General features: G+C 64.6%; 18 protein-coding genes and 2 tRNA genes. 11 read left to right on the top strand and 9 right to left on the bottom strand.

Features of this window, described 5'->3' with window-relative positions:
* Positions 1-23 precede the first annotated feature (23 nt).
* On the top strand, positions 24-2693 hold the full coding sequence (locus tag OXT71_21990; protein MDE2929066.1) for a hypothetical protein: 2670 nt from the start codon (positions 24-26) through the stop codon (positions 2691-2693).
* A 39-nt stretch (positions 2694-2732) separates the two neighbouring features.
* On the opposite strand, the gene OXT71_21985 is transcribed toward OXT71_21990, so the two are convergent.
* Entirely contained in the window at positions 2733-3689 is a 957-nt protein-coding gene (locus OXT71_21985; GenBank protein ID MDE2929065.1) for an aldolase/citrate lyase family protein, read from the bottom strand.
* A gap of 129 nt (positions 3690-3818) precedes the next feature.
* On the opposite strand from OXT71_21985, the gene OXT71_21980 reads away from it, so the two are divergent.
* The 6 genes from OXT71_21980 to OXT71_21955 all read left to right on the top strand — a co-directional run bounded on the left by OXT71_21980 (position 3819) and on the right by OXT71_21955 (position 13218).
* Positions 3819-4847, top strand: coding sequence for a D-2-hydroxyacid dehydrogenase (locus OXT71_21980; GenBank protein ID MDE2929064.1), 1029 nt, complete (start codon positions 3819-3821; stop codon positions 4845-4847).
* A gap of 76 nt (positions 4848-4923) precedes the next feature.
* The gene (locus tag OXT71_21975; protein MDE2929063.1) at positions 4924-6030 is read left to right on the top strand and encodes a hypothetical protein; all 1107 of its coding nucleotides are present in this window, start codon (positions 4924-4926) and stop codon (positions 6028-6030) included.
* Positions 6031-6194: 164 nt separating this feature from the next.
* Positions 6195-7856 (top strand): FecR domain-containing protein, encoded by a 1662-nt coding sequence (locus tag OXT71_21970; protein MDE2929062.1) that lies wholly within the window; start codon positions 6195-6197, stop codon positions 7854-7856.
* 181 nt (positions 7857-8037) lie between these two features.
* Complete coding sequence (locus OXT71_21965; protein MDE2929061.1) at positions 8038-10170, top strand: hypothetical protein; 2133 nt, start codon at positions 8038-8040, stop codon at positions 10168-10170.
* A 215-nt stretch (positions 10171-10385) separates the two neighbouring features.
* Entirely contained in the window at positions 10386-12071 is a 1686-nt protein-coding gene (locus OXT71_21960) for a thiamine pyrophosphate-binding protein (GenBank protein MDE2929060.1), read from the top strand.
* Between the two features lie 85 nt (positions 12072-12156).
* Positions 12157-13218 (top strand): hypothetical protein, encoded by a 1062-nt coding sequence (locus tag OXT71_21955; protein MDE2929059.1) that lies wholly within the window; start codon positions 12157-12159, stop codon positions 13216-13218.
* A 55-nt stretch (positions 13219-13273) separates the two neighbouring features.
* Here the strand turns inward: OXT71_21955 and OXT71_21950 are convergent, their stop codons facing one another.
* From OXT71_21950 to OXT71_21930, 5 genes are all read right to left on the bottom strand, one after another.
* Positions 13274-13684, bottom strand: a complete 411-nt coding sequence (locus OXT71_21950; protein MDE2929058.1) for a VOC family protein — start codon at positions 13682-13684, stop codon at positions 13274-13276.
* 40 nt (positions 13685-13724) lie between these two features.
* Entirely contained in the window at positions 13725-14141 is a 417-nt protein-coding gene (locus tag OXT71_21945) for a cupin domain-containing protein (GenBank protein MDE2929057.1), read from the bottom strand.
* A 29-nt stretch (positions 14142-14170) separates the two neighbouring features.
* Positions 14171-14965, bottom strand: coding sequence for an SDR family NAD(P)-dependent oxidoreductase (locus tag OXT71_21940; GenBank protein MDE2929056.1), 795 nt, complete (start codon positions 14963-14965; stop codon positions 14171-14173).
* Between the two features lie 86 nt (positions 14966-15051).
* Complete coding sequence (locus OXT71_21935; protein MDE2929055.1) at positions 15052-16530, bottom strand: exo-alpha-sialidase; 1479 nt, start codon at positions 16528-16530, stop codon at positions 15052-15054.
* Between the two features lie 96 nt (positions 16531-16626).
* A tRNA-Pro gene (locus OXT71_21930) sits at positions 16627-16703 on the bottom strand.
* Positions 16704-16799: 96 nt separating this feature from the next.
* Between OXT71_21930 and OXT71_21925 the strand changes: the two genes are divergently transcribed.
* A tRNA-Leu gene (locus tag OXT71_21925) sits at positions 16800-16884 on the top strand.
* Positions 16885-16996: 112 nt separating this feature from the next.
* Complete coding sequence (locus tag OXT71_21920) at positions 16997-17242, top strand: hypothetical protein (protein ID MDE2929054.1); 246 nt, start codon at positions 16997-16999, stop codon at positions 17240-17242.
* A 67-nt stretch (positions 17243-17309) separates the two neighbouring features.
* Here OXT71_21920 and OXT71_21915 read toward each other — a convergent pair whose 3' ends face one another.
* Together OXT71_21915 and OXT71_21910 are read right to left on the bottom strand one after the other, a co-directional pair.
* The gene (locus tag OXT71_21915; GenBank protein MDE2929053.1) at positions 17310-17852 is read right to left on the bottom strand and encodes a polymer-forming cytoskeletal protein; all 543 of its coding nucleotides are present in this window, start codon (positions 17850-17852) and stop codon (positions 17310-17312) included.
* Between the two features lie 706 nt (positions 17853-18558).
* Positions 18559-19986 carry an ankyrin repeat domain-containing protein gene (locus OXT71_21910; GenBank protein MDE2929052.1) on the bottom strand — a complete coding sequence of 476 codons (1428 nt, stop codon included), beginning with the start codon at positions 19984-19986 and terminating at the stop codon, positions 18559-18561.
* Between the two features lie 180 nt (positions 19987-20166).
* Here OXT71_21910 and OXT71_21905 point away from each other — a divergent pair, with 180 nt between their 5' ends.
* Entirely contained in the window at positions 20167-22557 is a 2391-nt protein-coding gene (locus OXT71_21905; GenBank protein ID MDE2929051.1) for a DUF1592 domain-containing protein, read from the top strand.
* Complete coding sequence (locus OXT71_21900) at positions 22554-23912, top strand: DUF1552 domain-containing protein (protein ID MDE2929050.1); 1359 nt, start codon at positions 22554-22556, stop codon at positions 23910-23912. The genes OXT71_21905 and OXT71_21900 overlap by 4 nt, the downstream gene beginning before the upstream one ends.
* Before the next feature lie 23 nt (positions 23913-23935).
* Here OXT71_21900 and OXT71_21895 read toward each other — a convergent pair whose 3' ends face one another.
* A complete protein-coding gene (locus tag OXT71_21895) occupies positions 23936-25126 on the bottom strand; it encodes a glycosyltransferase family 1 protein (GenBank protein MDE2929049.1) in 1191 nt (396 codons plus the stop codon).
* Positions 25127-25293 lie beyond the last annotated feature (167 nt).

Here is a 25293-nt window from a genome sequence, read left to right as displayed (position 1 = left end):
AGACGCAAGCAATGAAAAACTCCATGAACCGCAGAACGTTCCTGCAGGCGGCGACGGCCACGGCGGTGGCCTCGGTCTCCACCAAAGAGGCTCGGGCGCACGCCGTCTCGTTCCGGCGGCCGGACTCCCTTTACCACGGGGACGATTGGGAGACGCTCAATCCCGGTTACTGGAGCATCCGGAACAACGCCCTGCGGCGGCGGATCCACAACTTGGGCGACCGGGCCCGCAACACGGGATTCCCCTATCACTACGAGACTCACGGAGACCGGCTGGGGAGCCACACCATGCCGGTCGACTACGACCCCTCGCTTCCCCCGGGGCTGACCTGGCACCGGCATTGGCGCCTGGCCGGCAACTACGGGCTCGAGATGACGGGACGGATTCACGCCCCCTCGCACGGCCCATGGGAGAACGACGATCCGAACTGGCGCATGTACCAGGCGGGGTACGGCCTGCTGGGCCTCGCTTTCGGTTCGTCGACTCTGTACGAGTCGTTCGGCATGTCCGGACCCGACGGGAAGGCGGCCTGGATCGCGGCGTGGACCGACGACGGCCGCTTCGGGATTCGTGAGCACGGTTCGGAAACCGTGATCACCGGCAAACGGGTTCCGAAGCCGGCAGCCGGAGACAGTTACCGGATCGTCGTGTCCGTCTCAGGCGCCGATTCCAACCGCGGAACCGTGTCGGCGTCGCTGGACCTCGAGGGACGCGGCAGAGTCGCCGAGATTCAGGTGGAGAACCGGGACCGCACAAGACACCTTCAGGGCTTCGCAGGAATCGCGGCACGCGGCCTCCTGGACTTCGAAGTCGACGAATTCAGGATCGACCCGGGCGAGAACATTCCCCTGGACCCGCTGCTCAACGAGTGCCACGTCTGCTACGCCTTGGGGGACACCCTTTGCCAGGCAGGCGACGCCTGGCAAGTGCGATTCATCGCCCTGTTCCGCAGCGACGGCGAGAGGGCCGAGGTGCGGGTCGCGGACACGCCGCATCCGGCCGGGGGCTGGGAGCCGGTTCCGGTGGCGGGGCGGGGTCCCATCGTCAACAACGGCTTCCGGCGCAATTCGGCCGTGATCGACGCCACTTTGCCACGGAATCCCGCGGAAACCGACCTCTACTACACGGTCTGGAAAGACGGACGCAACGTGACGGCGGACCCCAGACCGGGCAGCGACGCCGTCGGCATCGGCACCGGCCAGGTCGGCGGCGTCCCCGAAAGCGGCGCCTACGTGGGGCGGCTCCCCAGGCTCTCGGCCCCCTACCGGCTGTGCGGCCTCTCCTGCCATGCCATCCACGGAAGTCAGCCGAATCTGCCCGATGCGGGACCGGGTGGAGGGTTCTTCGTCCACGACCAGCCCACGCCGGGCGCCTACCGGCACCTGGAGGAATACGGTTTCCAGGTCATGATGTGGGAGGACGACGTCTGGTACATGGAACTCCTCCTCTACCCGCCCTCCCCCGACGACGCGTACAAGATCGTCACCACCACGCTCTGCGGCCCCACCACGCGCTGGCAGATGATGCGCCACTGGAACACCATCAATCCCGGCGACCACGATTACGGCATGGACGACGTCAAGGGTCCGGAGCAGATCGCCATCCGGGCCCACGGCGATCTCGGCCAGGACCGGGACTACATGCGGCGCAACTTCCAGATCGTTCACCACCTGGTGACGGGAGACGAGGCGCCTTCCGGAACCGAAAACCCCAAGAAATGGCGGCGCTGGAAGATGCCCAATGGCGATTTCAGCCTGCTCATCCTCGACTCCCGCCTCTGGCGCTCCAGCCAGGACACCAACATCTGGGACGACCAGGGCTGGGGCGCCAGGGAGAACCTCTATCCGCGGACCGACGTCACCCGCAGTCTCCTGGGAGAGGAGCAGTTCGCCTGGCTGCGCGAGACGATTCGCACCGATTCCTCGCCTCTGATCTGCCTGACCGGCATCAACGGCCTTCACACCATCTGGACCGGGGACGGCCGGCGGCCCGACGCCAAGACCAGCCTCGGCGAGCGCGACCGGGTGGCGGCCGATTACGCCGGATGGGTCGCGGCGGGGTCGGACCGGGTGCTGGAGCTGCTCGGTTCACGCACGGGCGTGACCACGGTCTACGGGGACGTTCATACCGGCATGATCCTGCAGAACGTGGAGCACCGGGTCTTGGAATGTTCCTTCGGTCCCATCGGCCGGAGCGGGGGCCGGGGCGTCAAGGAGGGCTTCGGGCCGCGCATGACCGATTTCGACGGGCGGGAGGTGGCCGTCACGGCGCTCTACCACCAGAGCTACGACACGCCGGACCTGCGCAAGCTGGACGGACCCTTCTACTGGAATTTCCTGGAAATGGAGTTCGACCCGAGAGGGGAGGACCCGGCCATTGGTCTGCGGATCCGGAACCTGGTGGACCCACCGGCCGAGCGCCCCCGTGGCGGAGGCCAGGTCCGTGAACCCGCTTCCCGCACCGGGAGAATCCCCTCCTGTTCCCTGCCCGCCGTCACGTTGCTGCCCGACGCCGACGTGTTGCTCTCCCGAACCGACGGAAGACCGCTGCGCGGCGCGCGCACACTCCCGGACGGGCGGTTGCCCGTCGCGGGCCTCGTCGACGTGGAACCTGGGGAAACCGTCATCGCGACGGCGCGATCGGGCGGAAAAGTCGTCGCCGCACCGATCGTGACCGGACCTCCGGAAGCCTGACCCGGCGCTTTGCCGCACGGAGTCGCGCGGGCCCGAAATTCACCAGGGCATCTTCCGCTTGGTGTACTTGCGCCCCTTCTCGGCGGCTTCCTGCCCTCCGGACCCGATCATGACGCCCTCGTCGATCATGGCGATCACCGTATCCGGCCGCACGCCGTTGAGGAAGGCCACTCCGGCCGACTTGCAGGCCGCAAAGACTCGTTGCCGGGCCGCTTGCAGCCGCTTGGAGATTTCCTCGCCCGGGAGTTTTGTGGCCCGCAACGAAAATCTCATGTCGCTGGGACCCCACTCGGCGAATCCCACCCCCGGCACCTGAATGCTCCCCTCCGCATTGATCAGAGCGTGCCGGTCTTCCACCTTGAGACCCAACAGAATCTCTCCCTGGGGATTCAGGGGCCAGGGATCGGCCAATTCCAGGTAACGGCCCCCTCTGACCCCCCAGATCTGGCTGGCGTAGCCTTGGCCTCCGCTGCCTCTCAGCCCCTCTTCGAGCGCGGACCCCACTCCCTGGCGGTGAAAGGGATAGCGGGCGGCCTGGACCAGGACCCGGACCGCTCCCGGAGTCCGCGCGTGGCAGAGCAGGATCCCATGGACGCCGGTGGCCAGGACCTGTTGCACCATCCAGTAGTTGGCCTTCATGGTGGCCTCGTCGATTCCGCCCACGGGCAGCGTGCAGATCACGGCCGGCGTCCGGTGTCCGCTGGGGGTGGGGCCGCCGTCCACCAGGCCCTGCATGAATCTCCGGAGCGCCGTCACGTCGTAGGACCCATGCTCCATCTCGTAGTTGATGTAGTCGGCCCAGGTCCGGGCCAGCTTGCGCCCCTCCTCGTAACCGCCGTGGCCTCCCGTGTAGTAGATGGGCTGCCCTCGCTCCAGCAGCTCGATGGCCTTGTTGATCCGCTTCGGGGATTCGGCCGCTTCAGAAGAGGCGACGGTCCCGGAGCCGGCCAGATGGGGGAAAAGGGTCATTACCAGCAGCAGTGTCCATTTCCTCATGGCTGTCGCACCTCCGATCCAGGTTTGATTCCTGAACAGTTTGTCTCATTATGGTCTCAGTGTCCCGGCTCGGCGTCAGGTTTTAAGTTCGATCCCACCAAGGAGAAGGTTATGCACACGCGGTTCGCAATGAAGACAACGATTCTGTGCTTGCTCTGGATCGTGGCCCAGGGTCAGAGTCCGGCCCTCGCCTCGAAGGTGAGGGTCCTGGTCGGGGCCGGCGACAAGAAACAGTTCGCCGATCTGGAAAAGCGGCTGCCCAACCTGGAGCTGGTAACGGCCGGCCAGGGGGGGATTGCCGGCGTCATCGCCGACTGCGATGCCATCATCGGGCTTCCCTACGGCCAAAAGGGCCAGGAAATCCTGCGCCAGGGAAAGAAGCTGAGATGGGTGCACAGCACCAGCGCCGGAGTGGAGAAGATCGTCCACATTCCCGAATTGAGGGACAGCGACATCACCTTGACCAACGCCAAGATCATGATGGGACCCGAGATCGCCGACCATGTCTTCGCCCTGCTGCTCGCCCTCACCCGGAATCTCAAAGAGTACGACCGGGAAATGGACCGCGGAAACTGGATGCGCGGGAAGACCCGGCTGCCCATGATCGAGCTCCGCCGCAAGACCATGGTGATCATCGGCTTGGGCGGCATCGGCTCCCAGGTGGCCCAACGCGCCGCGGCCTTCGACATGCGGGTCCTGGGCGTCGACCCCAAGGACATCCCGCTGAGCCGTGACGTGGAGGAGGTGGTGGCTCCGGACCAGTTGCACCGGGTCCTCCCGGAGGCCGACGTGGTGGTGAGCTGCGTCCCCCACACGCCCGCCTCGGAAGGAATGCTGGGACCCGCCGAGTTCGCCGCCATGAAGGAGGGCGTCTACGTGGTGAACGTCTCCCGGGGAAAGGTGATCCGGACCGACGCGCTGCTGGAGGCCCTGCGATCAGGCAAAGTCCTGGCCGCCGGCCTGGACGTCACCGATCCGGAACCGCTTCCCGCCGACCATCCGCTCTGGAAGATGGACAACGTCATCATCACACCCCACGTGGCGACCCGCTCCCGTCTGTCGCGGGTTCGGCTCGCGAATCTGATCCGTGACAACATCGAACGGTTCGCCACCGGCCGGCCCCTCCGGAACGTCGTCAACAAGACGGCCGGGTATTGAGCAGCTCCTTTAATCGGGATCGAACCTTTGTCCCCGCCATCCCGTCAACAACAGCGTGACGACAGGAGGACTCGAGATGCAGACAATACGATTCGCACTAGTCTGGCTCGCCTTCGCGGCAGTCGTCCCGGCGCAGAGTTTTCTCCCCAAGAAGGACGTAGCGTTTGGACAAGTCGTGGTGGGAGGCGGCTACGAGACGATCATCAATCTTACTAACCGCGGGCCCCATCCCTATGTCGGAGAGCTGGTCTTGTTCCGAACCGTTAACCTTGAGAGCTTGGCCTGGAACCCGACGGTCAACGGCAACGCTGTTCGCAACGGCCGATACGAATTGGAAGTCCAACCCCAGGCCACAATCACACTACGACTCACCTGTTTCCAACTCGAAGCCGGGGCCGCCATTCTGCTGTCCGAAGATCTATTTCTGGACAATCTCATCGAGGCAAATCTCACGTATCTCATTCGCGAGGGCAGCCGGGTGACCGACAGCGTCGGCATCTCTCCGTCCAAGGAGTTCTACCGCGCGTCTATTCCCTTCGAAGAATTCAGGGAGACTGCCCTCGCCCTCGTAAACGGGGATTTGAGCGGAGAAAGACGGGCTAGAGTCGAACTTTCCCTTTTTTCGGCAAACGGCAACCCGTTGGGAGCCACGAAGATCTTAACCCTGGGTTCGCCGTCTCACTCGGCAAGATTCCTTCATGAGCACTTTCCGGGACAGACTTTGGAGGGAGGCAAGGTAGAGATAGTTTCTGATTCCCTCGTTTTCGGAACAGCACTCACGTTTTCAGGCGGACAGTTCTCCAGTCTTCCACTGGATCCAACGCCGGTCACCTATTCGGTTCGTCTTGAATTCCATGACCGTAATGAATCCCGTGATCACTACGCCACTGGAGAACTTGCCCTCTGGGCCGAGGGCGTGTTCATACGCGGATACATGTCGATATCGGGAGTGGACGACGAGGCTTTTGACGTTCCCGAGTTCAGCTTGGTCAACGGGCAACTGGTGAATGGAAAACTCCGGCTTGCCTTTAACATTCTCCAGGATCCCTTCTTCGCCGAAGAGGTGACCATGACGATGAGACACGACCAATTCTCATTCGAATCGGATCAGGTTTCGGGTGGTTGGATCGAACGGTTCCAGGATGACTCGCATTTGAAGGGAACCTACGAACTCACGCGCTGAGGAGAACGGTACGGGAAACACGAGTTGAAATTTTGTCCCGAGATTGAACCGGGCAAAGATTGTCGACATCTGTATAATGTGAGGCAATCATGAAAACACCTTCCTCGGTTCCCACCGGTAGTTCCACAAATTCAAGAGCGCGGCGATGGAGCCGAACGGCTCTGTTGAGTGCGTTCCTTGTCCTGATTGCGGGCAATTCCACCTCGTGGGTTTCTGCCGGACGGGACCATCCGTCCCGGGTCAGCTTCATGGACGGCACCGCCGCCTATGAGACTGCGGGTGACGTGGACTGGAACGAGGTGGCGCTCAATCTGCCGCTGGTCAGCGGCGACCGGATCATGGGCCACCCCGGCTCGCGGATCGAGGTGGAGTTGGGGGATGGAAACTTCGTTCGAATCTCCGGGGAGACGGATGTTCTCTTCCCTGACCTGTCCCGGAAGCAGACGATCCTGAGGCTTCACGAGGGAGACCTGATCCTGCGGGTGAACGACGCCGGCCGCATCCAGGTCGAGTTGGACCAGGCCTCGGTCAAGATTCGCCAGAAGGGACATTACCGAATCCAAGTCGATCCCGACGGCTCGATCCGCCTGGTGGTCCACGAGGGCCGGGCTGAAATCAGCAGCCGGCACGGGAAGGAACGAGTGGAAACGGGGCAACAGTTGCTTCTGGACGCACGCCGGATCGGAATCCAGGCGCTGGTTCGGGACCTGGACGATTTCGAGCTCTGGAGCGGTCAGCGTGACGCCGCGATGGTCAGCAGCCGTTCCGCCGCATACCTGGGAGGTGTTGACTTCCCCGGGGTCCAGTCGTTGGACGAGCATGGCTACTGGGCTAACGCCGGCAGTTACGGGCACGTCTGGGTGCCCGACGCCTCGGTGGGATGGGCTCCGTTCCGATACGGACGGTGGAGCTATCTTTCCACCGGACTGACTTGGATGAGCCATGAACCCTGGGGCTGGCTCCCCTACCACTACGGACGCTGGATCTATTACGGGCCCATGGACCGTTGGGCCTGGGTGCCGGGTGGGTTCAACCGATGGCGGCCGGCACTTGTGGACTTCTATTGGGGAGGCGACTACTTCGGCTGGGCGCCCCGAGGCTACTACGGGAGGGGCATCGGAGGCGCAAATCCGACCACGGTGCGCCCAAACAATACCTTGGGGAATCGGAATCCGCGTGATCGTTCCAACGGCCTGACCGTCGTTCACCGGAACGACTTGGGCCGAGAACCAACAAGGACCCGCGTCTTGGCTTCCGACGCCGTCGTGGGTGGTCTCCGGAAAGGTCTGCCCAGAGACCTTCGGCGTTCCCGTGTCTGGAATCGCAGCTCCGCCCTTTCGAGGAGTGACGTCCGCTCCTCCAGATCGGCATCCCGGCCCACCGGGATTTCCCGGGAGGGAGTCGTGGGCGGGGGTTCTCGACGGCCCAGCGTCGCCCGAGGTGGAACCGACGGCACGCGGACCCAGGCCCAACAGTCTTTCCGGTCAAGGTCGTCGAGCCGTAGCTTTTCTCGCACTTCGCCCGCCTCCAGAGGGTCCTTCACCACGCGAAGCAGCCGCAATTCATCCAGGCCATCGGTCTGGAGTTCGAGACGATCCAGGTCCGGCGATTCGCCGACCTTTACCGGCCCGTCGGTCCGATCCTCTTCGGGATCCAGGTCACGGACACCGTCATCGGTGCCGACCTACAACAGGACGACTCCCACTTACCGATCGGCACCATCGTTCAGCCGCTCGACCAGCCCACGGGTACAGTCCCCTCCCAGGCAATCCGGATCTTCCGGAGGCGCGTCCCGCTCTCGGAGCACCTCCCGCAGCCGGAACTGATTCAAGCCTTGCTTGCATAGCGCTCAGATGCGCAAGGGCATCACGATGGATAGACACGGGCAACCTGCTTGGTTGCCCGTTTTCGTTTCAGGCATTTCAAGATGAGGTTGGCTGCCAAGACGCTGCACCGGTCAATTGAACCGAGCAGCGATGCACTCCGTCTGAATGATGTGAGGCCATCATGAATAAACCAACATCCAACCCAGTAGGCATTTCCGAAAACTCGAGGGCGTGGCGAGGGGACCGGCTGGTTCCGTTGGCCGCGCTCCTGATCCTGACCATAGGATTTTCCACCACCTGGGTATCGGCCGACCGGGACCATCCGGCCCGGGTCAGCTTCATGGACGGCCGCGCCGCCTACGAGTCTTCCGGCGACGTGGACTGGAGCGAGGTGACGCTCAATCTTCCGCTGGTCAGCGGCGACCGGATCGTCGCTCATCCCGATTCGCGGATCGAGGTGGAATTGGGGGACGGCAACTTCGTCCGGATCTCCGGAGAAACCGATGTCTTTTTCACGGAGCTGTCCCGGAAAAAGACCCTTCTGAAGATTCACCAGGGCGACCTGATCCTCCGGGTGAATGATGCCGGTTCGGTCTATCTGGACATGGAACTGGCTACGATGAGGATCCGCAAGAAAGGACTCTACCGGATCCAGGTCAATCCCGACGGCACCATGCGCCTGGTGGTCCACAAGGGACGGGCCGAAGTCAACAGCCGGCACGGGAAAGAAAGAGTGGAGACCGGACAGGAATTGCTGCTGGACGCTCGCCAGGTCGGAATCCAGGCGCTGGTCCGCGACCTGGACGACTTCGAGCTCTGGAGCGGGCGCCGGGACGCTCTTCTGGTCAGCAGCCGTTCCACCGGATACCTGGGTGGAGTCGACTATCCGGGTGTCCACTCACTGGACCGTCATGGCCACTGGACTCACTACGGCTCCCACGGACATGTCTGGGTGCCCGCCGTCGCGGTGGGATGGACGCCGTTTCGGCATGGACGGTGGTGTTTCCTCGCCGGCGGATGGACCTGGGTCAGCTACGAGCCCTGGGGCTGGCTGCCCTACCATTACGGGCGCTGGATCTATTACGGCCCCCGGAGCCGGTGGGCTTGGGTGCCCGGCGGATTCAACCGCTGGCATGCGGCTCACGTCGACTTCTACTGGGGAAACGGTTACGTCGGCTGGGCGCCGAGAGGCTACTACGGAAGGGGCCGCCGGGGGCGCGGCAACACGACCGTCGTGGTCAACAACAACATATTCAGGAATTGGAATCCTCGAGACCGCTCCAACGGGCTGACCGTCGTTCATGGGCGCGATCTGGGAAGAGGACCAGGAAGGACCCGAGTCGTCGCGTCCAACGCCATCGTGGGCAGATTCCGGGAGGGGCTCCCCCGAGAACTCCAGCGTCCACGCGGGCGGGGTCCGAATGCCGTCTATTCGAGAAGCGGCGTCCGCTCCTCGAGGTCGGCTTCCAGAACTCGTGATCGACTCGTGGGTACCGGTTCCCGGCGTTCCGGCGTCGCCAGGAGCGGTTCCAAAGGCTCGGTCGTCCGTGCCCCATCCCGGAGATCGGCCGTGAGCCGTTCCGACCGATCCGGGCCCGCCCGATCGACGGTTCGGCAACGGTCCGATTCGCGGCGCAGCGGGGGTTCCGGAGTTAATGTCATCCGCACGCCGACGCGGGCGCCGCAGACGACCCGTTCCACTGCTCCGAGCCGGAATCTTTCCCGGTCCGCGCCCGGATCCGGAGGGTCTTTCACCAACCGCAGCAACCGGCAGTTGTCAAAACCTCCGGTCGCCGCTCCCGATAACGTTTCCAAGGGCTCTCGCGGCCGGACTCCATCCCGGCCTTCGTTCGTCACGCGTCCCAATCGGACCGGGCCAACGGGAACCTTCTCCCGGCAGCGTCCCGATTCCCGGGAACGCGGGCGGTCCGGCCCGAGCTTCAGCCGCACTCCGAACCGGACTCCGCAATCGTCCCGCCCCTCTTCTCCGAGCCGGAGTATCTCCCGGTCCTCGTCCGGATCGCGAGGGTCCGTCACCCGACGCACCCCCCGCAACCAGTCCAGGCCCTCCGTCTCCAGGTCGAGATCCACTTCCCAGCGGACGGTCTCGCGTCCGTCAGTCCGGTCCTCGCCGCGTTCAAGCTCTCGTCCCTCGGTGCGATCACGGCCTGCTCCCAGGTCGACTCCCTCATATCGCGCTCCGTCGCCGCCGAGAAGCAGGCCATCCGGTTCCCAGGTCCGGTCCGCGCCCCGATCATCCGGATCTTCCAACCGCAGTTCCGGCTCTCGACGTTCATCCAGGCGCCAACGGTGACTCCGGGTCGAACATGGAAAGGAAAACGGGCAACCCTGGTGGTTGCCCGTTTTCGTTTCCGGATGGAGCGTACCGCCGGGCCGGCCGCCGGCTGCGGCGACTTTCACCACGGGCGCATAGTAAACTGAGCCCGGCAAAACTGGGTCATAAACAGGTCCGATCAAGGCGTTCCCAGCGCTGAAATCGGCAGAGCGCATCCCGGGAGACGCTTTCCTATGCCAACGATGACGGGCGCCCGCTTCCTGGCCGAAACACTCCACGGGTACGGCGTCACTCACTTCTTCTTCATGCCGGTGGTCATCCCCGAGGCCATGCCCGAAATGGAGCGGATGGGCATCGCCAGAGTCATGACCCACGGCGAGAAGGCGGCCGCCTACATGGCCGACGGTTACGCCCGGGTCCGCCGGGGGATCGGCGTTTGCGGCGCCCAGTCGGTGGGCGCCCTGAACCTCGCGGCCGGACTCCAGGATGCCTATCTGGCCTGTTCCCCCGTACTCGCCCTGACGGGGCGGCTTCCTCAGATCCGTCAGGACCGGAACGCCTACCAGGAGGTGGATCACACCGGACCCTTCGCCGCCGTGACCAAGTACAGCAAGGCCGTGACCGCCGTGGACCACTTTCCCCGCTTTCTCCGCCAAGCCATTCGGGAGGCCACGACGGCAACGCCTCGACCCACCAACCTGGAATTGTGGGGGATCTTCGGCGGAGAGGTGATGAGCGGCGAGGCAGACCTGGAGATCGTGGTGGAAGAGCCCTTCGCCCGGATCCCGCCGTTCCGCCCCGAGCCGGAGTTGGCACCCGTGCTCGACGCCATCGAGTTGTTGGTCAAGGCCAGCCGGCCCATCGTGGTAGCGGGAGGCGGCGTGACCGTCTCCGGGGCGGGCCAGGAACTGGTGGAGCTCTCGGACCGGCTGCAACTGCCCGTCATCACCTCCCTGAACGCCAAGGAGACCTTCCCCTTCGACCACCCGCTGGCCGTCGGTGTTTCGGGCCAGTACTCCCGCACCTGCGCCAACCGGGCCCTGGCCGAAGCGGACCTGGTCTTCTTCGTGGGAAGCCACACCGGCGGCCAGGTGACCAACGACTGGCGGATCCCCCGGCCCGGAACCCGGGTCGTCCAACTCGACATCGATCCGGCCGAGTTGGGCCGGTCCTTTCCCATTTCGGCCGGAATGCAGGGCGACGCCCGGGCCGGACTGCGCAAGATGCTGGACCACTGCAGCGGCGTCGAGTCCTCGGAGCTGGCCCGGTCCCGCGCCGGTTGGATCGCCCGCATTCACCAACTGGTCCAGGAGTGGCGGGACGAAGTGGCGCCCGTGGTCAACTCCGATCTGCTCCCCATGCGGCCGGAACGGCTGTGCAAGGAGCTGACCCGGATCCTGCCCGACGACGCCATCCTCGTGTCCGACACCGGGCACTCGGGCATCTGGACCGGAACCCTGGTGGACCTGACGTCGCCTGATCAATCCTACATCCGCTGCGCCGGGTCCCTGGGATGGGGGATTCCCGCAGCCATCGGCGCCAAGTGCGCCGCCGGAGACCGGCCCGTCATCTGCTTCACCGGAGACGGCGGCGTCTGGTACCACATGACGGAGTGGGATACGGCGCTTCGCTACGGCATCCGAATGGTGACGCTGATCAACAACAACGCCTCGCTGAACCAGGAGAAGGATCTCAACGAAAGGATCTACGGCGGCCGCCAGCCGGGGTCCGATCTCCTCTGGAGGCTCACCGACGCCGACTTCGCCAAGATCGCCGAGTCCATGGGCTGTTGCGGGATCCAGGTCAACAAGCCAAGCGAATTGGCCGGCGCCCTGGAGCAGGCCTTGGCTGCCGACCGGCCCGCCGTGATCGACGTCAAGACCCATATCGAAGGCATTGCACCCAAGGCCTGGGACTAAGTGCATCTGCTCCTGGATGGGATAACGAACGACAAACGTAGTTGAGAAAACCGAAGTCGTTCGAGGTCGACACGAAAGTGCTGGCGTGGGCAAACAGTGTCCCCGGATCGAGTCTCCATTGGAAGTAAGGGAACGAAGCCGATTCCTCGACGATCATCGCTTGTCCGAGAGCCTGAATTCGGCATGCCGCTGGCTCCGGTCACTGTTGGACGACCGGGGGAGCGTCCGGAGATCGGACGAGGCTTCCCTCTACTACAAGGTTCCCGGCAGTCTGGCCGTCAACGGCGCCTTCGACGCGGCGTATTCCTGCCTTGACTGGTTTGCCTCGCGTTTTCTGGGAAACCGTGGCCAACTGGCCATTCCGCCGGAGCAGGAGGCGTCCCGGTTCACCAACACCTACGATCGAGGCTGGCTGGTCTGGGGCGCCGGGATCTGCGGCCGATATGACATCGCCTTTCCACTTGCCGAGGACATTCTCGCGTATCAGGACCGGGAGAGCGGCGGTTTCCTGGACAGAGCGGCGGATCTACACGAGGGAGAAGGCGTCCAGCACGCCATGACCGCCGGATTCGCCGGCCTGGGACTTCTCTCCACCCGCCACGTTGCCGCCGCTCGGCGCGCGGGTGATTTCCTCATCGACCTGTTGAAGCTTCAACCCCACCCTCAGGAGGGGCTATATCTGGCGGCCGACCGCTGTACGGACGGCACCCGGAAGTTGCTCCTGGAACGGACCAGCAGGGACTTCGTGGACCGCGGCGGGCTCAAACAACGGCCGGCCCGACTGGGGCCGGTCCAGGTGCTGTTGGTGCGCCTTTATCGGCTGACCCGGGAAAACCGCTATCTCGACGCGGCGCGGACCTACACGGACGCCGTCCTGACCGGAAGGGACGGGATCTACGACTGCGTGGAATCCCACAAGTTCCTCTGGGGCCTGACCGAGCTGTTCCAGGTGTCTTCTGAAGATCGCTACCGGCGGGCGGCCCGCCGGATCGCCGCCCATCTGATCCGGAGCCAACAGCCGGACGGGCAATGGTGGGGCGACGCCGTGGGCGGCGGAAAACCGGGTCAGTCGCTGGACCTCCGGCTCAACACGACCTGCAACGCGCTGGTGGGACTGGCCGCCTACCGTTCCTGGGCCGGACGCTGAAATCCGCCTGCCGGCGAATTCGAGCGAGCGGATTCCCGTATCCTGACGGGCTTCGTCACGCCAGCCAGGGCCGCACGGGCGCAGTGCGATAGACGAGCTGGAGGATATTGTCCTCCGGGTCCCGGAAAAACGTCAGCTTGGTGCCGTTCGGCAGCTCCCGGGTCGGTTCGACTGCAATCCCCTTCTCCTGCAGATCGCGGCGAGAGGCGTCCATATCCTCCACCAGGAATGCGATGTGCCTGATCCCGGCGTCGTCGTCCTCTTTCCGGGTCCGGGCCTTGCCGTTGGAGTTGAGGATCTCGAGCAGAGCTCCACCGGACAAACCCAGAAAGTGATAGTCGATTTCCGTATCGCCGAGAACGACGGTCCCTTTCGACAGGAGCTCGAAACCCAGGGTCTGGCAATACCAGTCCGCCAAGCTCTCAGGATCGTCCGCCACGATTGCCACATGTTCCAGAACCTTCATACCTGTTTCCTCCAGGAGAATTTCAACGCCAGTACTTGGATCAGGGATTGGGAGGAGAGGTGCAGATGAGAATCTCCATGGTCTCGTCCCCCGTATTCTCGACGCCGTGTTCGCACCAGGGCGGCAGATGGATGAAGGTCCCCGCACTCACCGCGACCTGTTTCCCCGCCAACGTCATGGTCCCCTGCCCCTTCAGGATGACGTAGCACTCCTCGGTGTGGTGGCTGCCCACTTCCAGGACCACGTGGGGCGGCACGAAGAACATGACCATTCCCATGTTCTCCGCCGGGGCTCTGGGATTGGAAGGATGCACCACGCGGACACCGATTCCCTCGCAACCCGGATACTTGACCGGAACGCCGTCCTGCACGGTGACGATGTTGGGCTCCACCAACTCGTCCGGCTTCGGAATCGGCGGCTCCCCTTCATATCCCCGGAACTCGGTGATCTTGGCCATCTGCGATCTCTCCCTACTCTTTTGCCCGTCTACCAGTCCCGAGTATATCCGGCGGTCCATCCACCATCGACCGTCAGGACCGCTCCATTGATATAGCTCGCCTCCGGCGAAACCAGAAAGAGCACCGGCCAGGCGACTTCCAGCGTCTCAGCCGGGCGTCCCAGAGGAATATGGGCCAGCAGGCTCGCGGCGTTCTCCGTGTAGACGCCATCGGCGCCGTAGAAGAGCTTCTTCGTTCCCCGGGTCAGGGTGGAACCGGGCGCCACCGCGTTGACCAGAATGCCGTGGGGACCCAGTTCCAATGCCATGGAGCGGGTCAGATTGACCACGCCGGCCTTGGCTGCGACGAAGGCGCTCTGCAACCGCAACGGCACCAGGCCGGCAACGGATGAAATGTTGACGACACGTCCCCCGCGGTTACGGAGCAGGGCGGGGACCGCAGCCTTGCTGACGACGTAGACGCCGGTCAGATCCACCTCCAGGATCCGGCTCCAGTCTTCCTCCCGGAACTCGTGAATGGGCACACGTCCGCCAAGGGTGTTGATTCCGGCGTTGTTGATCAGAATCGAGAGCTTGCCCCACTTCTCCTCCACCCGGTCGACGGCCCGCTTCATTTGCTCGGAGCGGCTCACATCTCCCTCGATGGCGAACGCAGCGCCTCCGGACTCCCTGATCCCGGCCGCTGTTTTTTCAGCCGTATCCAGATCGAGATCCACGATGGCCACCTGAGCGCCGTTGGCCGCCAGAAGCCTGGAGATCGACTTCCCGATGCCTTGTGCCCCGCCGGTGACCAACGCCACTTGATTCTTGAGATCGACTTTCAAGCCTCTCTCCCCCGAGCCCGGTTACCAAAAGCCGCCCGCAATCGTCTCCCGTCCTTCAATTTCGACCAGCCTGCATCCTCGACAGGTCAGTGCCGGGTACAACCGATGCCGTAGACTCGCGCCCGCTCCAGATACAGTTTGAGGCGAAAAGGTCGCAGCACAGCGTCGACCAGATCCGGTTTTCCCTTCCAACGGACCAACAGCCGCGGCCCTCTTCCGCTGATGGGAAGGCTCTCCTGCCGCGAAAAGCCAGGAATGACTTCCCCGTCCGTATCCAGCAACTCGGCGCGGATCGATCCTCCGGAAGCATCCCCGTTCACGTAGAGGGTCTCCCGCGATCCCCCGACCGCCAGCGCATGGGTGGTGAGAGTCCCCCGGGTCCCGGCCTCCCAAGCGACGAATCCTCCCCGGTCCAGAAACGCCACACCGATGCCGGGCCGGCCTCCGGTCCCGTGACCCACATGGTCGCCCCGGTAGTAGATGGCCGTCTCCTCCCCGACGGAGACCTGGGAGGGTACGGGATAAATGGAGCCGGCGTCCCACTTCCCATCCGAACCCAGGGGCAGGAAAGGAACCCGGAACCGCTGCCAGTCGATACCGTCGCGGCTGACGGCAAGCTGACCGAAGAGCCGATCAGTGTCCCGATCGAAGGCCGCTGTGTAGAGCACATAGGTGTCTGCCGCGCGGCTGTACTTGAAGACACCGGGCGTATAGAGGTCGAAGTCGTGGGGATCGGCCTCGTCGGGACCATGCACACTCACCGGATTGGACCAGTGGAAGGCATCGGGGCTGGTGGCGCGGGCGATGAAGCGCCGTCCCAGCATACGGGTTCTGAAGTAGCCCACGTATTGTCCCACCCGGTCATCCCAGAAAAAGATGTTGTGGGTGTCGAATCCCCCGTGGAGATTCACCCGGGCGTCGGTCTTCCAGTGCAGGCCGTCCGCCGAGAAGGCGATGCCCACCCCGCGGCCCCGGAAATCCCAGAGATGAAACATCATCTTGTAGCGTCTGGCCGGATCCGGCTCGGCTCGATCCTTGACCACCCAGTAGACCTTGTTGCGGGCCCCATCCGGCCCCGCGAAGACGATGTTGTTCTCCCGGGAACCGTTGGTTTCGACGATGCCGAGGATCGGCTTCTCCCAGACCAGTCCGTCGCTGGAGGTGGCATAGAGGCAGCGCCCCTGCTCCAGGTTGGGGCCTCTGAGCTGCCCCGGGTTGAGGCGGGACTCGTACCACATCTTGTACAGCTTGTCCTCGCCGTCGTAAATCACGCAAGCGTACCCGACGGAACCGGCCTCCCAGGGCCGATCGGCCACCAGGATCGGGTTGCCGGGATGCTTCCTGACGTCTCCCATGACACGCTGCAGGCCCTGGAACCGGGCAACCACGTGATTGTCGTGGAGAAAGAGAGTCTCCATGCGGCCCCAGCCTCCGACCCGTTGACCGATATGGACGAGGCGGGACTCTCCTGCCGGCTCACGGATCCCCGTTCCAACGGCAAGGGTCGCCGGCGGCGCCGAGAGGGCGAGAAGAGACAGGCAGCAGGGGAACCAGGCAGGTCTCACGGGATTCTATTTACGACGATGCCAACTGCGAAAGGCGCGGCCAGCGTCGGGCAGTTGGCCGCACAACTCCGGGAAATGGGGCCGACCCCGGGAAAATGGTCGGGGCAGAGGGATTTGAACCCCCGACTTCCTGCTCCCAAAGCAGGCGCGCTACCAGACTGCGCCATGCCCCGCCACGACCGAGAATTGGAGAATACCACACGGTGTTCCGCCGGCAGCCGGCACGACCTCTGCGGATCGTACGCTTGCGTTAGAATGTTCCCGACAAAGCGAAAGTGGCGGAATTGGCAGACGCGCCAGATTTAGGATCTGGTGGGGTTACTCCCCGTGGGGGTTCGAGTCCCCCCTTTCGCACTTCTCCCTGCGTTCGAGTTTCAATGGTCATTGACAGGGATCAAGGCAATCGGCGCGCCTGTCCCCGCTGTGGCGACAAGTGCGAACCCATCCCGGCCAGGAGAAAGACACTTTGAGCTTCGAGCGAACCTGTGCCGAATGCCGGGCTTTGCGGGCCGTGCGCGGGCTCCAGCACTGCGGGCGTTGCGGGAAGGTCACCGAGACCCTACTGCGCTGGATGGACTTCCGGTCCTGCGTCCGTTGCGGACGCGACACACGGGTCATCGAGCCGACTTGCAAGGGTTGCCGCCGCCAGTTGGTGGCCGCCCACTACCGGGAACGGGCCGAGCGCAGAAACGGACAGCGCCGGCTTTATTGAGGAGGCTGTCCCGAGGAAGGGACGCCGGGAGCCGGCGGGGACGGCAACGGTGTCGATGGCATTGAATCTATTCCCTACTTCGGGGAATCCCCGGCTCCCGCCGGAAACGCCGTCTCCCCGGCGTGACTTCGCCGGGGTCCTCCTCACCGGGCACAGGGGAGACAATCTGGGGTTCGGAGAGTTCTCTCGCCGGACGTTCTTCGAGAGCGACCTGGACATGGCCTTTGAACTTGCATCCTTTTTCCATACTGACCCGGACCGCGGTGAGGTCACCGTGGACCACGCCGGAGGGACCCAGAAAGACCAGCTCTTCTCCTTGAAGGTTGCCTTTGACGTGACCCTCGATCCGAATCACCCGGGCCACGATATCGCCTTGGACCCGCCCGGCCCGGCCCACCGTGACGGAGTGACCCGAAAGCGACAGCCCGCCTTCGAGCCGGCCGTGGATCGTCAAGTCCTGAGTGCCGCTGACCTCCCCCTTCAGGACGAGCGCTTCCCCGATGACGGCTTGCTGTGCAGATTCGCCGGTGGGATGGGTCTGGACCGGATCTGCAGGACGGGAGTCCAGGGAAGGGATCGAGGGTTCCGGAGCCTTCTTCCTTCTCCACATGGCAGGTTCGAGCGGGCGATGATCAAGACCGGCTGAATCCCATATAGGCCAGGGACCACCAGAGTCGGCCTGCCCCGCTGGGGACAACCCGCGCGCCGGACGGATGGCCCTTGTCATTCTCTGGGACTTCAGTCGGTTACACGGTCCACGAAGTAAAAATCGGCTATATGGGAATATCCGGACCCTTCTCTTGTTCCCCTGTGCTGTGAACGCTTGGCCCAGTGCCTCCTCCTGGCGTTCACTTCACGCATTCTCAGTCGTCCATGGACTCAACCTGATGCTTTCGTCCGCCTCCGGCGAGCTGCCATAGTCCCCTCACCATCCATAGTTGGCGTCCATCGGACAGCTTCTATAACGATACAGAGCCAGAATGAATCTGACGTGAAAGTTTTGGCGGATCGGGTGAGAAAATAGTGAAATGATGCGCCGCACCGCCTGTTCCCCTCTGCTCCGAAGAAACCAGACGGAGATTAGTCCAGCCACAACAGCGAGACGATTTGGATCCGGACGGCTCGGGACATCTCTGTCCTCTACAAGCCTCACCTCGCCTGGCGCAAGCGCGGCCCGGCACCAACGGTTTGGTTACGGGACCGCGGCAAGGACATCGGCCTGAAAACCATTGCGGAGCTTCTCCACGGGCAGGTCAAGACCTGGACTCATTGATTGACCGGGGGCATGGATGAAGGTCGGTCCGGGTGGGTCAGGTTCAGTCCCGAACTCCCTCTGAGAGAGTCTCCCGGGCGCCCAGCCGGCGCAGCAGATCCGCGGCCTCGCTTTGGACCGGGAGCGGCGGAGAACCGGGATGGAAATAGTGCCGGGCCACGAACAGCGGCGTGTGTCCCTCCCGGTTGCTCACGTTGACCTCGGCGCCGCGGTCAACCAGCAGTTGCACCAGAGCCGGGGACTTGATGCGGGCGGCGCCGTGCAGAGCCGTGTCCCCGGCCTGGTTGGCGGCATTCACTTCCGCTCCGAACTCCAGGGCGAGCCGGACCGCGCGCAGTGATTGTTCTTCCGTCACCCGGCTCTCGGTCAGGTTTCGACCCACGCCCGCCGCCGCCATCAGGAGCGTTGTCCCATCGCTGGCCGCAAGCCGGGGCGAGGCGCCCGCCGCCGCCAGAACCTCCATGACACCGGCGTCCGCGGCCATGGCCGCCAGCAGGAAGGGGGTCGCCCCCGCCGGCCGTTTCCGGTCGGCGGTGTAGCCGAACCGCGGGGGATGCTTCACGAGCCGCGCGTCGGGGTCGGCTCCCCGCGCCAACAGCGCCTGAATCAGTTCCAGCTTGTCCTCCTGCAGGCCTCGCATGGCGCCCCACTCGTGTTCGGGACGCGCCACGATCCCCTTGCGGCCGGTCATCTCCGTCTCCCAGGTGCCGGCGGCCCAATGCAGAGCCGTGTAGCCCGAGCCGGCGGCGTTCGGGTCCGCTCCATGTTCAAGAAGCCAGAGGGCAAAAGGCACGTGGCCGCGGACGGTCGCCACCACCAGTGCGCTTTCACCGCCGGAAGCCGTCTCATTCGGGTCCACTCCCGCCGCCAACAAGGCTTGTGCGCCGTCGAGATCTCCGGCGCGGGCGGCAAATAGCAGAGGCGTGAAGCCGAACCTGGAACGTGCGGAAACCTCTGCGCCATGCTCGATCAGAGTGCGGGAGACTTCCGCATGTTTCTCCGCAAGCGCCCACATCAGCGCCGTCTGCTCTTCCCCGGGAGTCTTGGCGTTCACCTGTGCGCCGTGCAGCAGCAGGAGCTTGACCGCGTCCTCCGAACCGCTTCGGGCCGCATGCATGAGAGGTGTCTCGCCGCCGGCGGGAGCGGCGTCGGCATCGGCTCCGGCTCCAAGCAGGACCCTGACCATGGGGGCGCTCCCGTTGATGCAGGCCAGCCAGAGGGGCTGGACTCCAAGATCGTTGGAAGCCTTCACATCCGCTCCGGACTCGATCAGCAGGACCGCGTGGTCCAGGTCGTCCCGGTGGGCCGCCCAGTGCAGTGCCGTGGCGCCGTCGGCCTGACGCTGGTTCACGTCCGCACGCGCGGCCAGCAGGGATCGCAAAGCCTCGCCATTCCCTGACTGGGCGGCCTCCACCAGACGATTCGGGGAACTCCGGCCGGCGGCGGCCGGCGGTATCTGGAGCAACAACACCAGGCACGCCGGGACGACAAGGCCGAGGGAACGGAACGCCGGCCCGACAGGCAGCCCGGGGAGGCGGGAGCCACAGTTTCTGATGGGTCGGATTTTCATCTCAGCCGGACCCTTGGGATGCGCTTGCGGGCCATCGCGGGCCGTCGCCATAATACTTCGAAAAGAGCCGGTCGCGAATTCATGAATTCCAGGATAATCGCCGCTTGTTTGGGACTCTACCTGGCCGGCGCCCCTCATCTCCACGCGGCAGGCCAAGGTGTCTTGGAGAGTCCCGGAGCCGGACTCGAACCGCAAATTCCCGCTTCCGCCCCGCCGTCACTGAGCCCATACCGGGCGCTCCTGGACCGCAACTGCACGAGCTGTCACAACCGGCAACTCAAGACGGCGGGAGTCGAGCTCGACAGTCTGGATCTGTCCCGCGTGGGTGATGACGCCCCGGTCTGGGAGAAGGTGGTTCGCCAGCTCAGAACCGGGATGATGCCGCCGCAGGGGATGCCGCGTCCGCCGGCTGAGGACCGCTCGGCGTTCAGCGCTTGGCTGGAGTCCGCGCTCGACAAGGCGGCGGAGGCCAATCCGGACCCGGGCCGGCCGGCGTCCTACCGCCTGACCCGGACGCAATACGCCAACGCCATTCGGGACCTCCTGGCGCTGGAAATCGACGGCCCGTCGCTGTTGCCGCCGGACGATCCGGCGTTCGGTTTCGACAATGTCGCCGATTCCCTCTCCTTCTCTCCGTTGCTCCTTGAAAGGTACCTGTCGGCGGCCCGGAAAATCAGCCGGCTTGCCGTCGGCGACCCCACGATGCAACCGGCAGCCGCCACGTACACGACTTCCCCCCTGGCGGTGCAGTCGGGCCGCATGAGCGAGGAGCTTCCGTTCGGATCCGGAGGAGGACTGGCGATCCGTCATCATTTCCCGCTCGACGGCGAGTACGCGATGACGATCTCGCTTCAACGGCGCCGCACCAGCCGGCCCCGGCAACTGGACGTTCGATTGGACGGGAAGCAGCTCCGCCTCATTCGCCTCGACGGCCAGGGGAGCCGTTCCGCATACGGTCAGCCGGCGGCTCCGGATCTGACGGTCCGGTTTCCGGCCGGCGCCGGGACCCGGACCGTGGGCGTTTCCTTCCTCCGGAGAGCGCCGGCGCCTGAGGGCTTGGGCCCGGCGCGCCTCCCCGTGGGCAGTCTCCGAGGCGGCTATTCCGATTCGGGAGTGCGCAGCGTCCGGATCGACGGCCCCTTCCGGGTCGAAGGCCCAGGCGACACTTCAAGCCGCAGGCAAATCTTCATCTGCCGTCCCCTCTCGGAGGGAGAATCGGACGAGCTGGCCTGCGCCCGGCGGATCCTGGCCAACCTGGCCCGGCGCGCCTTCCGCCGCCCGGTGACGAACGGCGACGTCGATCCCTTGCTCGAGTTCTACCGGCAGGGCCGATGCCGAGGGGACTTCGACGCCGGCATTCAGTCGGCGCTGGAAAGGATCCTGGTCGATCCGGAGTTCCTGTTCCGGGTGGAGCGGGACCCTCCGACGGCGGCTCCGTCAACCGCCTTCAACCTCGGCGCCCTGGATCTGGCTTCCCGCTTGTCTTTCTTCCTCTGGAGCAGCGCCCCCGACGAGGAACTGCTCGAGGCCGCGATTGGCGGAAAGCTGAGCGATCCCGCAGTCCTGGCAGACCAGGTGCGAAGGATGCTGGCCGACCCCCGCTCCGGGACTCTGGTGACGAACTTCGCAAGCCAGTGGCTGCATCTCCGAAATCTCCGGGCCGTCACGCCGGACGAGAACCGGTACCCGGAATGGGACGACAATCTGCGGGAGGCGCTCCGGCGGGAGACGGAGCTGTTTCTACAGAGCCAGTTGGTGCGGGACCGGAGCGTGACCGAGTTGCTGGACGCCGGCTACACCTTCGCCAACGAACGCCTGGCCCGGCACTACGGTATCCCCCACGTCTATGGGAACCGGTTCCGGAGGGTGGACCTGGACGATGAGCGGCGCCGGGGCCTGTTGGGCCAGGGCAGCGTCCTGACCGTCACTTCGTACGCCACTCGCACCTCGCCGGTGCTGAGGGGCAAATGGCTGCTGGAGAATGTTCTCGGAACCAAGGTGCCCCCGCCGCCGCCCGACGTGCCGGAACTGCCCGAACATGGCGAGGCGGCGCGTCCCGCCTCGCTGCGGCAGCGCATGGAGCAGCACTCCAGGAATCCGGCCTGCTCCAGTTGCCACCGCTTGATGGACCCCCTCGGCTTCGCGCTGGAGAATTTCGATGCCATCGGCCGCTGGCGGGACCAGAGCCGGGACGGCGTTCCCATCGATTCCCTGGCCACCCTGCCGGACGGGACCACGATCCACGGCCCGGCCGACCTCCGAAGCCTGATTCTGAGCCGCCGCCGGGAATTCGTCGAGAATCTGACCGGCAAGCTCCTGACCTATGCCGTGGGCCGCGGCGTCGAACACTATGACATGCCGGCCATCCGTGAGATCATGAGGCAAGCGGCGCCGGCCGACTACCGCTGGTCGGCGCTGATCCTGGGCGTCGTCAAGAGTCGGCCGTTTCGCATGAAAAGGTCCGCACCATGAGGATCATCCGCAAGGTTTCCCTGCCCCGCCGCACGTTTCTGCGCGGCCTGGGCGCCGCCATCGGACTGCCCCTGTTGGACAGCATGGCGCCGGCCCTTTCGCCCGGACGCGCCGGGGCGAACCCGCCGGCCGACCGGCTGGGAGTGGTCTATGTGCCTCACGGGGCGGTGATGGAGAATTGGACTCCCGCCGCCGGAGGGGCCGAGTTCGAACTGACGCCGATCCTGCAACCGCTGACTCCGTTTCGGGACCGCCTGCTGGTCTTGACCGGACTCAGCAACGAGCCGGCCGTATCATTGCCCGGCGAGCCGGCCGGTGGACATGGACGGATCGGGGGAGCGTTCCTGACCGGCGTCCACGTGAAACCGACGGAAGGGGCGGGAGTCGAAGCCGGGGTCTCCTTCGACCAGATCGCGGCGGCGCAGTACGGGAAACATACCCAACTGGCTTCATTGGAACTGGCCCTGGAGGCGACCGGCCTGTCGGGGGCCTGCGACGTCGGCTACAGTTGCGCCTACATCAACACCCTCTCCTGGCGCAATTCGACCACGCCCCTCCCCACGGAGAACAACCCGCGTGCGGTCTTCGAACGCCTCTTCGGCGACCAGGAGAGCACCGACCCGGCCGAGCGGCTCCGCCGGATCCGGAGCAAACGGAGCATTCTCGACTCGGTGACCCGGAAAGCGGCCCGGCTGCAGGCCAGGATCGGCGCCGGCGACCGCAACAAGATCGTCGAATACCTGGACGCGGTTCGGGACGTGGAGCGGAGGATCCAGATCGCGGAAACCCAGGCCGGCCGGCAGGCGGCGGTGCTGGAGCGCCCCGCCGGGATCCCCGGCAGCTTCGAAGAGCACGCCAAGCTGATGATCGACCTCCAGGTCCTGGCCTACCAGTCGGACCTCACCCGGGTCATCACCTTCATGATGGGCCGGGAGCTGAGCCAGCGGACCTATCCCGAGATCGGAGTCCCGGACCCGCACCACCCCCTGTCCCACCACCAGTACGATCCGGAGAAGCTGGAGAAACTGACTCGGGTCAGCATTCTCCACATGCGGATGTTCGCCTATTTCCTCCAGAAGCTGCGATCCACCCCGGAGGGGAATGGCTCGCTGCTGGACCAGGTGACCCTTCTCTACGGAAGCGGGATGAGCGACAGCGACCTGCACACGCCCCGCAACCTGCCGATTCTGGTGGCCGGAGGAGGGGCGGGCCGGCTCAAGGGAGGCCGCCACGTCCGGTTCCAAAAGGGGACTCCGCTGACCAACCTCTACATGACGGTCCTGAGCCAGTTGGGAGTGCCGGCCGAGCGCATCGGCGACAGCACCGGGCAGGTGGAGTTCCTCTCGGACGTGTAGCCGGATGAGCGATCTGGCCTGGACTACGCCACTGGTTCCCGACACTCCCGGATGACCTTCCGATAGCTGTCGAACAGCGATCCGAAGACCGCGTCCCAAGTTCGCTCCAGCGCCATCGTCCGGGACCGGGCCCCCATGCTCCTTCGCAGTTCCTTGTCCTTGATCAAGCGATCCAGGTAGCGCTCGAACTCCCGATCGTTCGATGCGATGAATCCGTTGGACCCGTGATCGACCAGCTCCCGGGGACCCATCTTGTCGGTGACGACGACGGGCAGGCCCGAACTCATGGCCTCCAGCACCACGTTGCCGAAGGTGTCCGTCTCTGAGGGAAATGCGAACAGATCCGACGACGCGTAGGCCCGGCTCAGATCGAGTCCCGTCACGAATCCGGTGAACTTCGCGTTCGGCGCTTCCCGCTCCATGCGACTGCGAAAGGGTCCATCCCCCACCACCACGAGGCGGGCGTCCCGGCGGCTGCGGAAAATCCGCGCCAGTAACGGAAGGTTCTTCTCCACCGACACCCGACCCACGTAGAGGACGGTCGTCCGGGCGGGCTCCTGGCGATGCTCCGGACTGAATTTCCGCGCATCGACGCCGCGGGAGAAGCGATCCATGGGGACCCGGATCCTCCGTTCCAGGGTTCGGGCGATGCTGCTGGATGGAGCCAGGACCGTCTGGCAATGCCGGTAGAACCACTCGACGAACTTCCAGCAAACCTCCAGCGTGGACCGCTCCAGGAGATCGGAGGGCAGCCCCAATCTTGTCATCAGACTCCGTCTTCGGGTTTCGACGTATTCCGGCAGAGCCGTGTGGTAAACGCCCACAAGGGGAAGCCGAAGCTTCTTGGCGGCGGCCAGAGCGTTGAGGCCCATGGACCCCGGGGTCGCCGCGTGGATCAGGCCGTATCCTCCCTCACGGCAATCCTTTAGGAGGTTCCCTCGCGGAGTCCAAAGATCGAAGACCAGCCCGGCGTAGTAGCGAATGGGGAGCCGGGGCCGGTAGCGATAAATCCGGACCGAACCCTGTTTCTCCAGGGACGTCCGGGAACCGTAGGTGAAGAAGTCCAGGTCGATCTTCCGCCGCCGGCAATAAGCCGCAAGGTACTGGTACGTGTTGGACACCCCGTTCACCTGGTCCAGGGTGTCGGTGAAAACGGCAATTCCGGGCACCGTAGCGGATCTGCCCAGCACCACGGTCTTGGAGCCGGCACCCATTGCGGAACCGGAGCGAGACCTCCGATGCGGTGAAATCATCCTGTCCGATACATTATCAGCGAGGGCCGAAGGGAAACTTCAATTTGGCTTATGTTTGGGTGAAGAGCCCGCGGTCTTTTTGAAAGAAGAGAAAGTGAGGCGCGGCGCAGCGGCCCACTCGTGAGGAA

It is taken from the genome of Acidobacteriota bacterium (genome assembly GCA_028874215.1).
Classification (GTDB): domain Bacteria; phylum Acidobacteriota; class UBA6911; order RPQK01; family JAJDTT01; genus JAJDTT01.
Note: the sequence above shows the minus strand (reverse complement) of the source record. Positions and strands in the feature narration are given on the sequence as shown.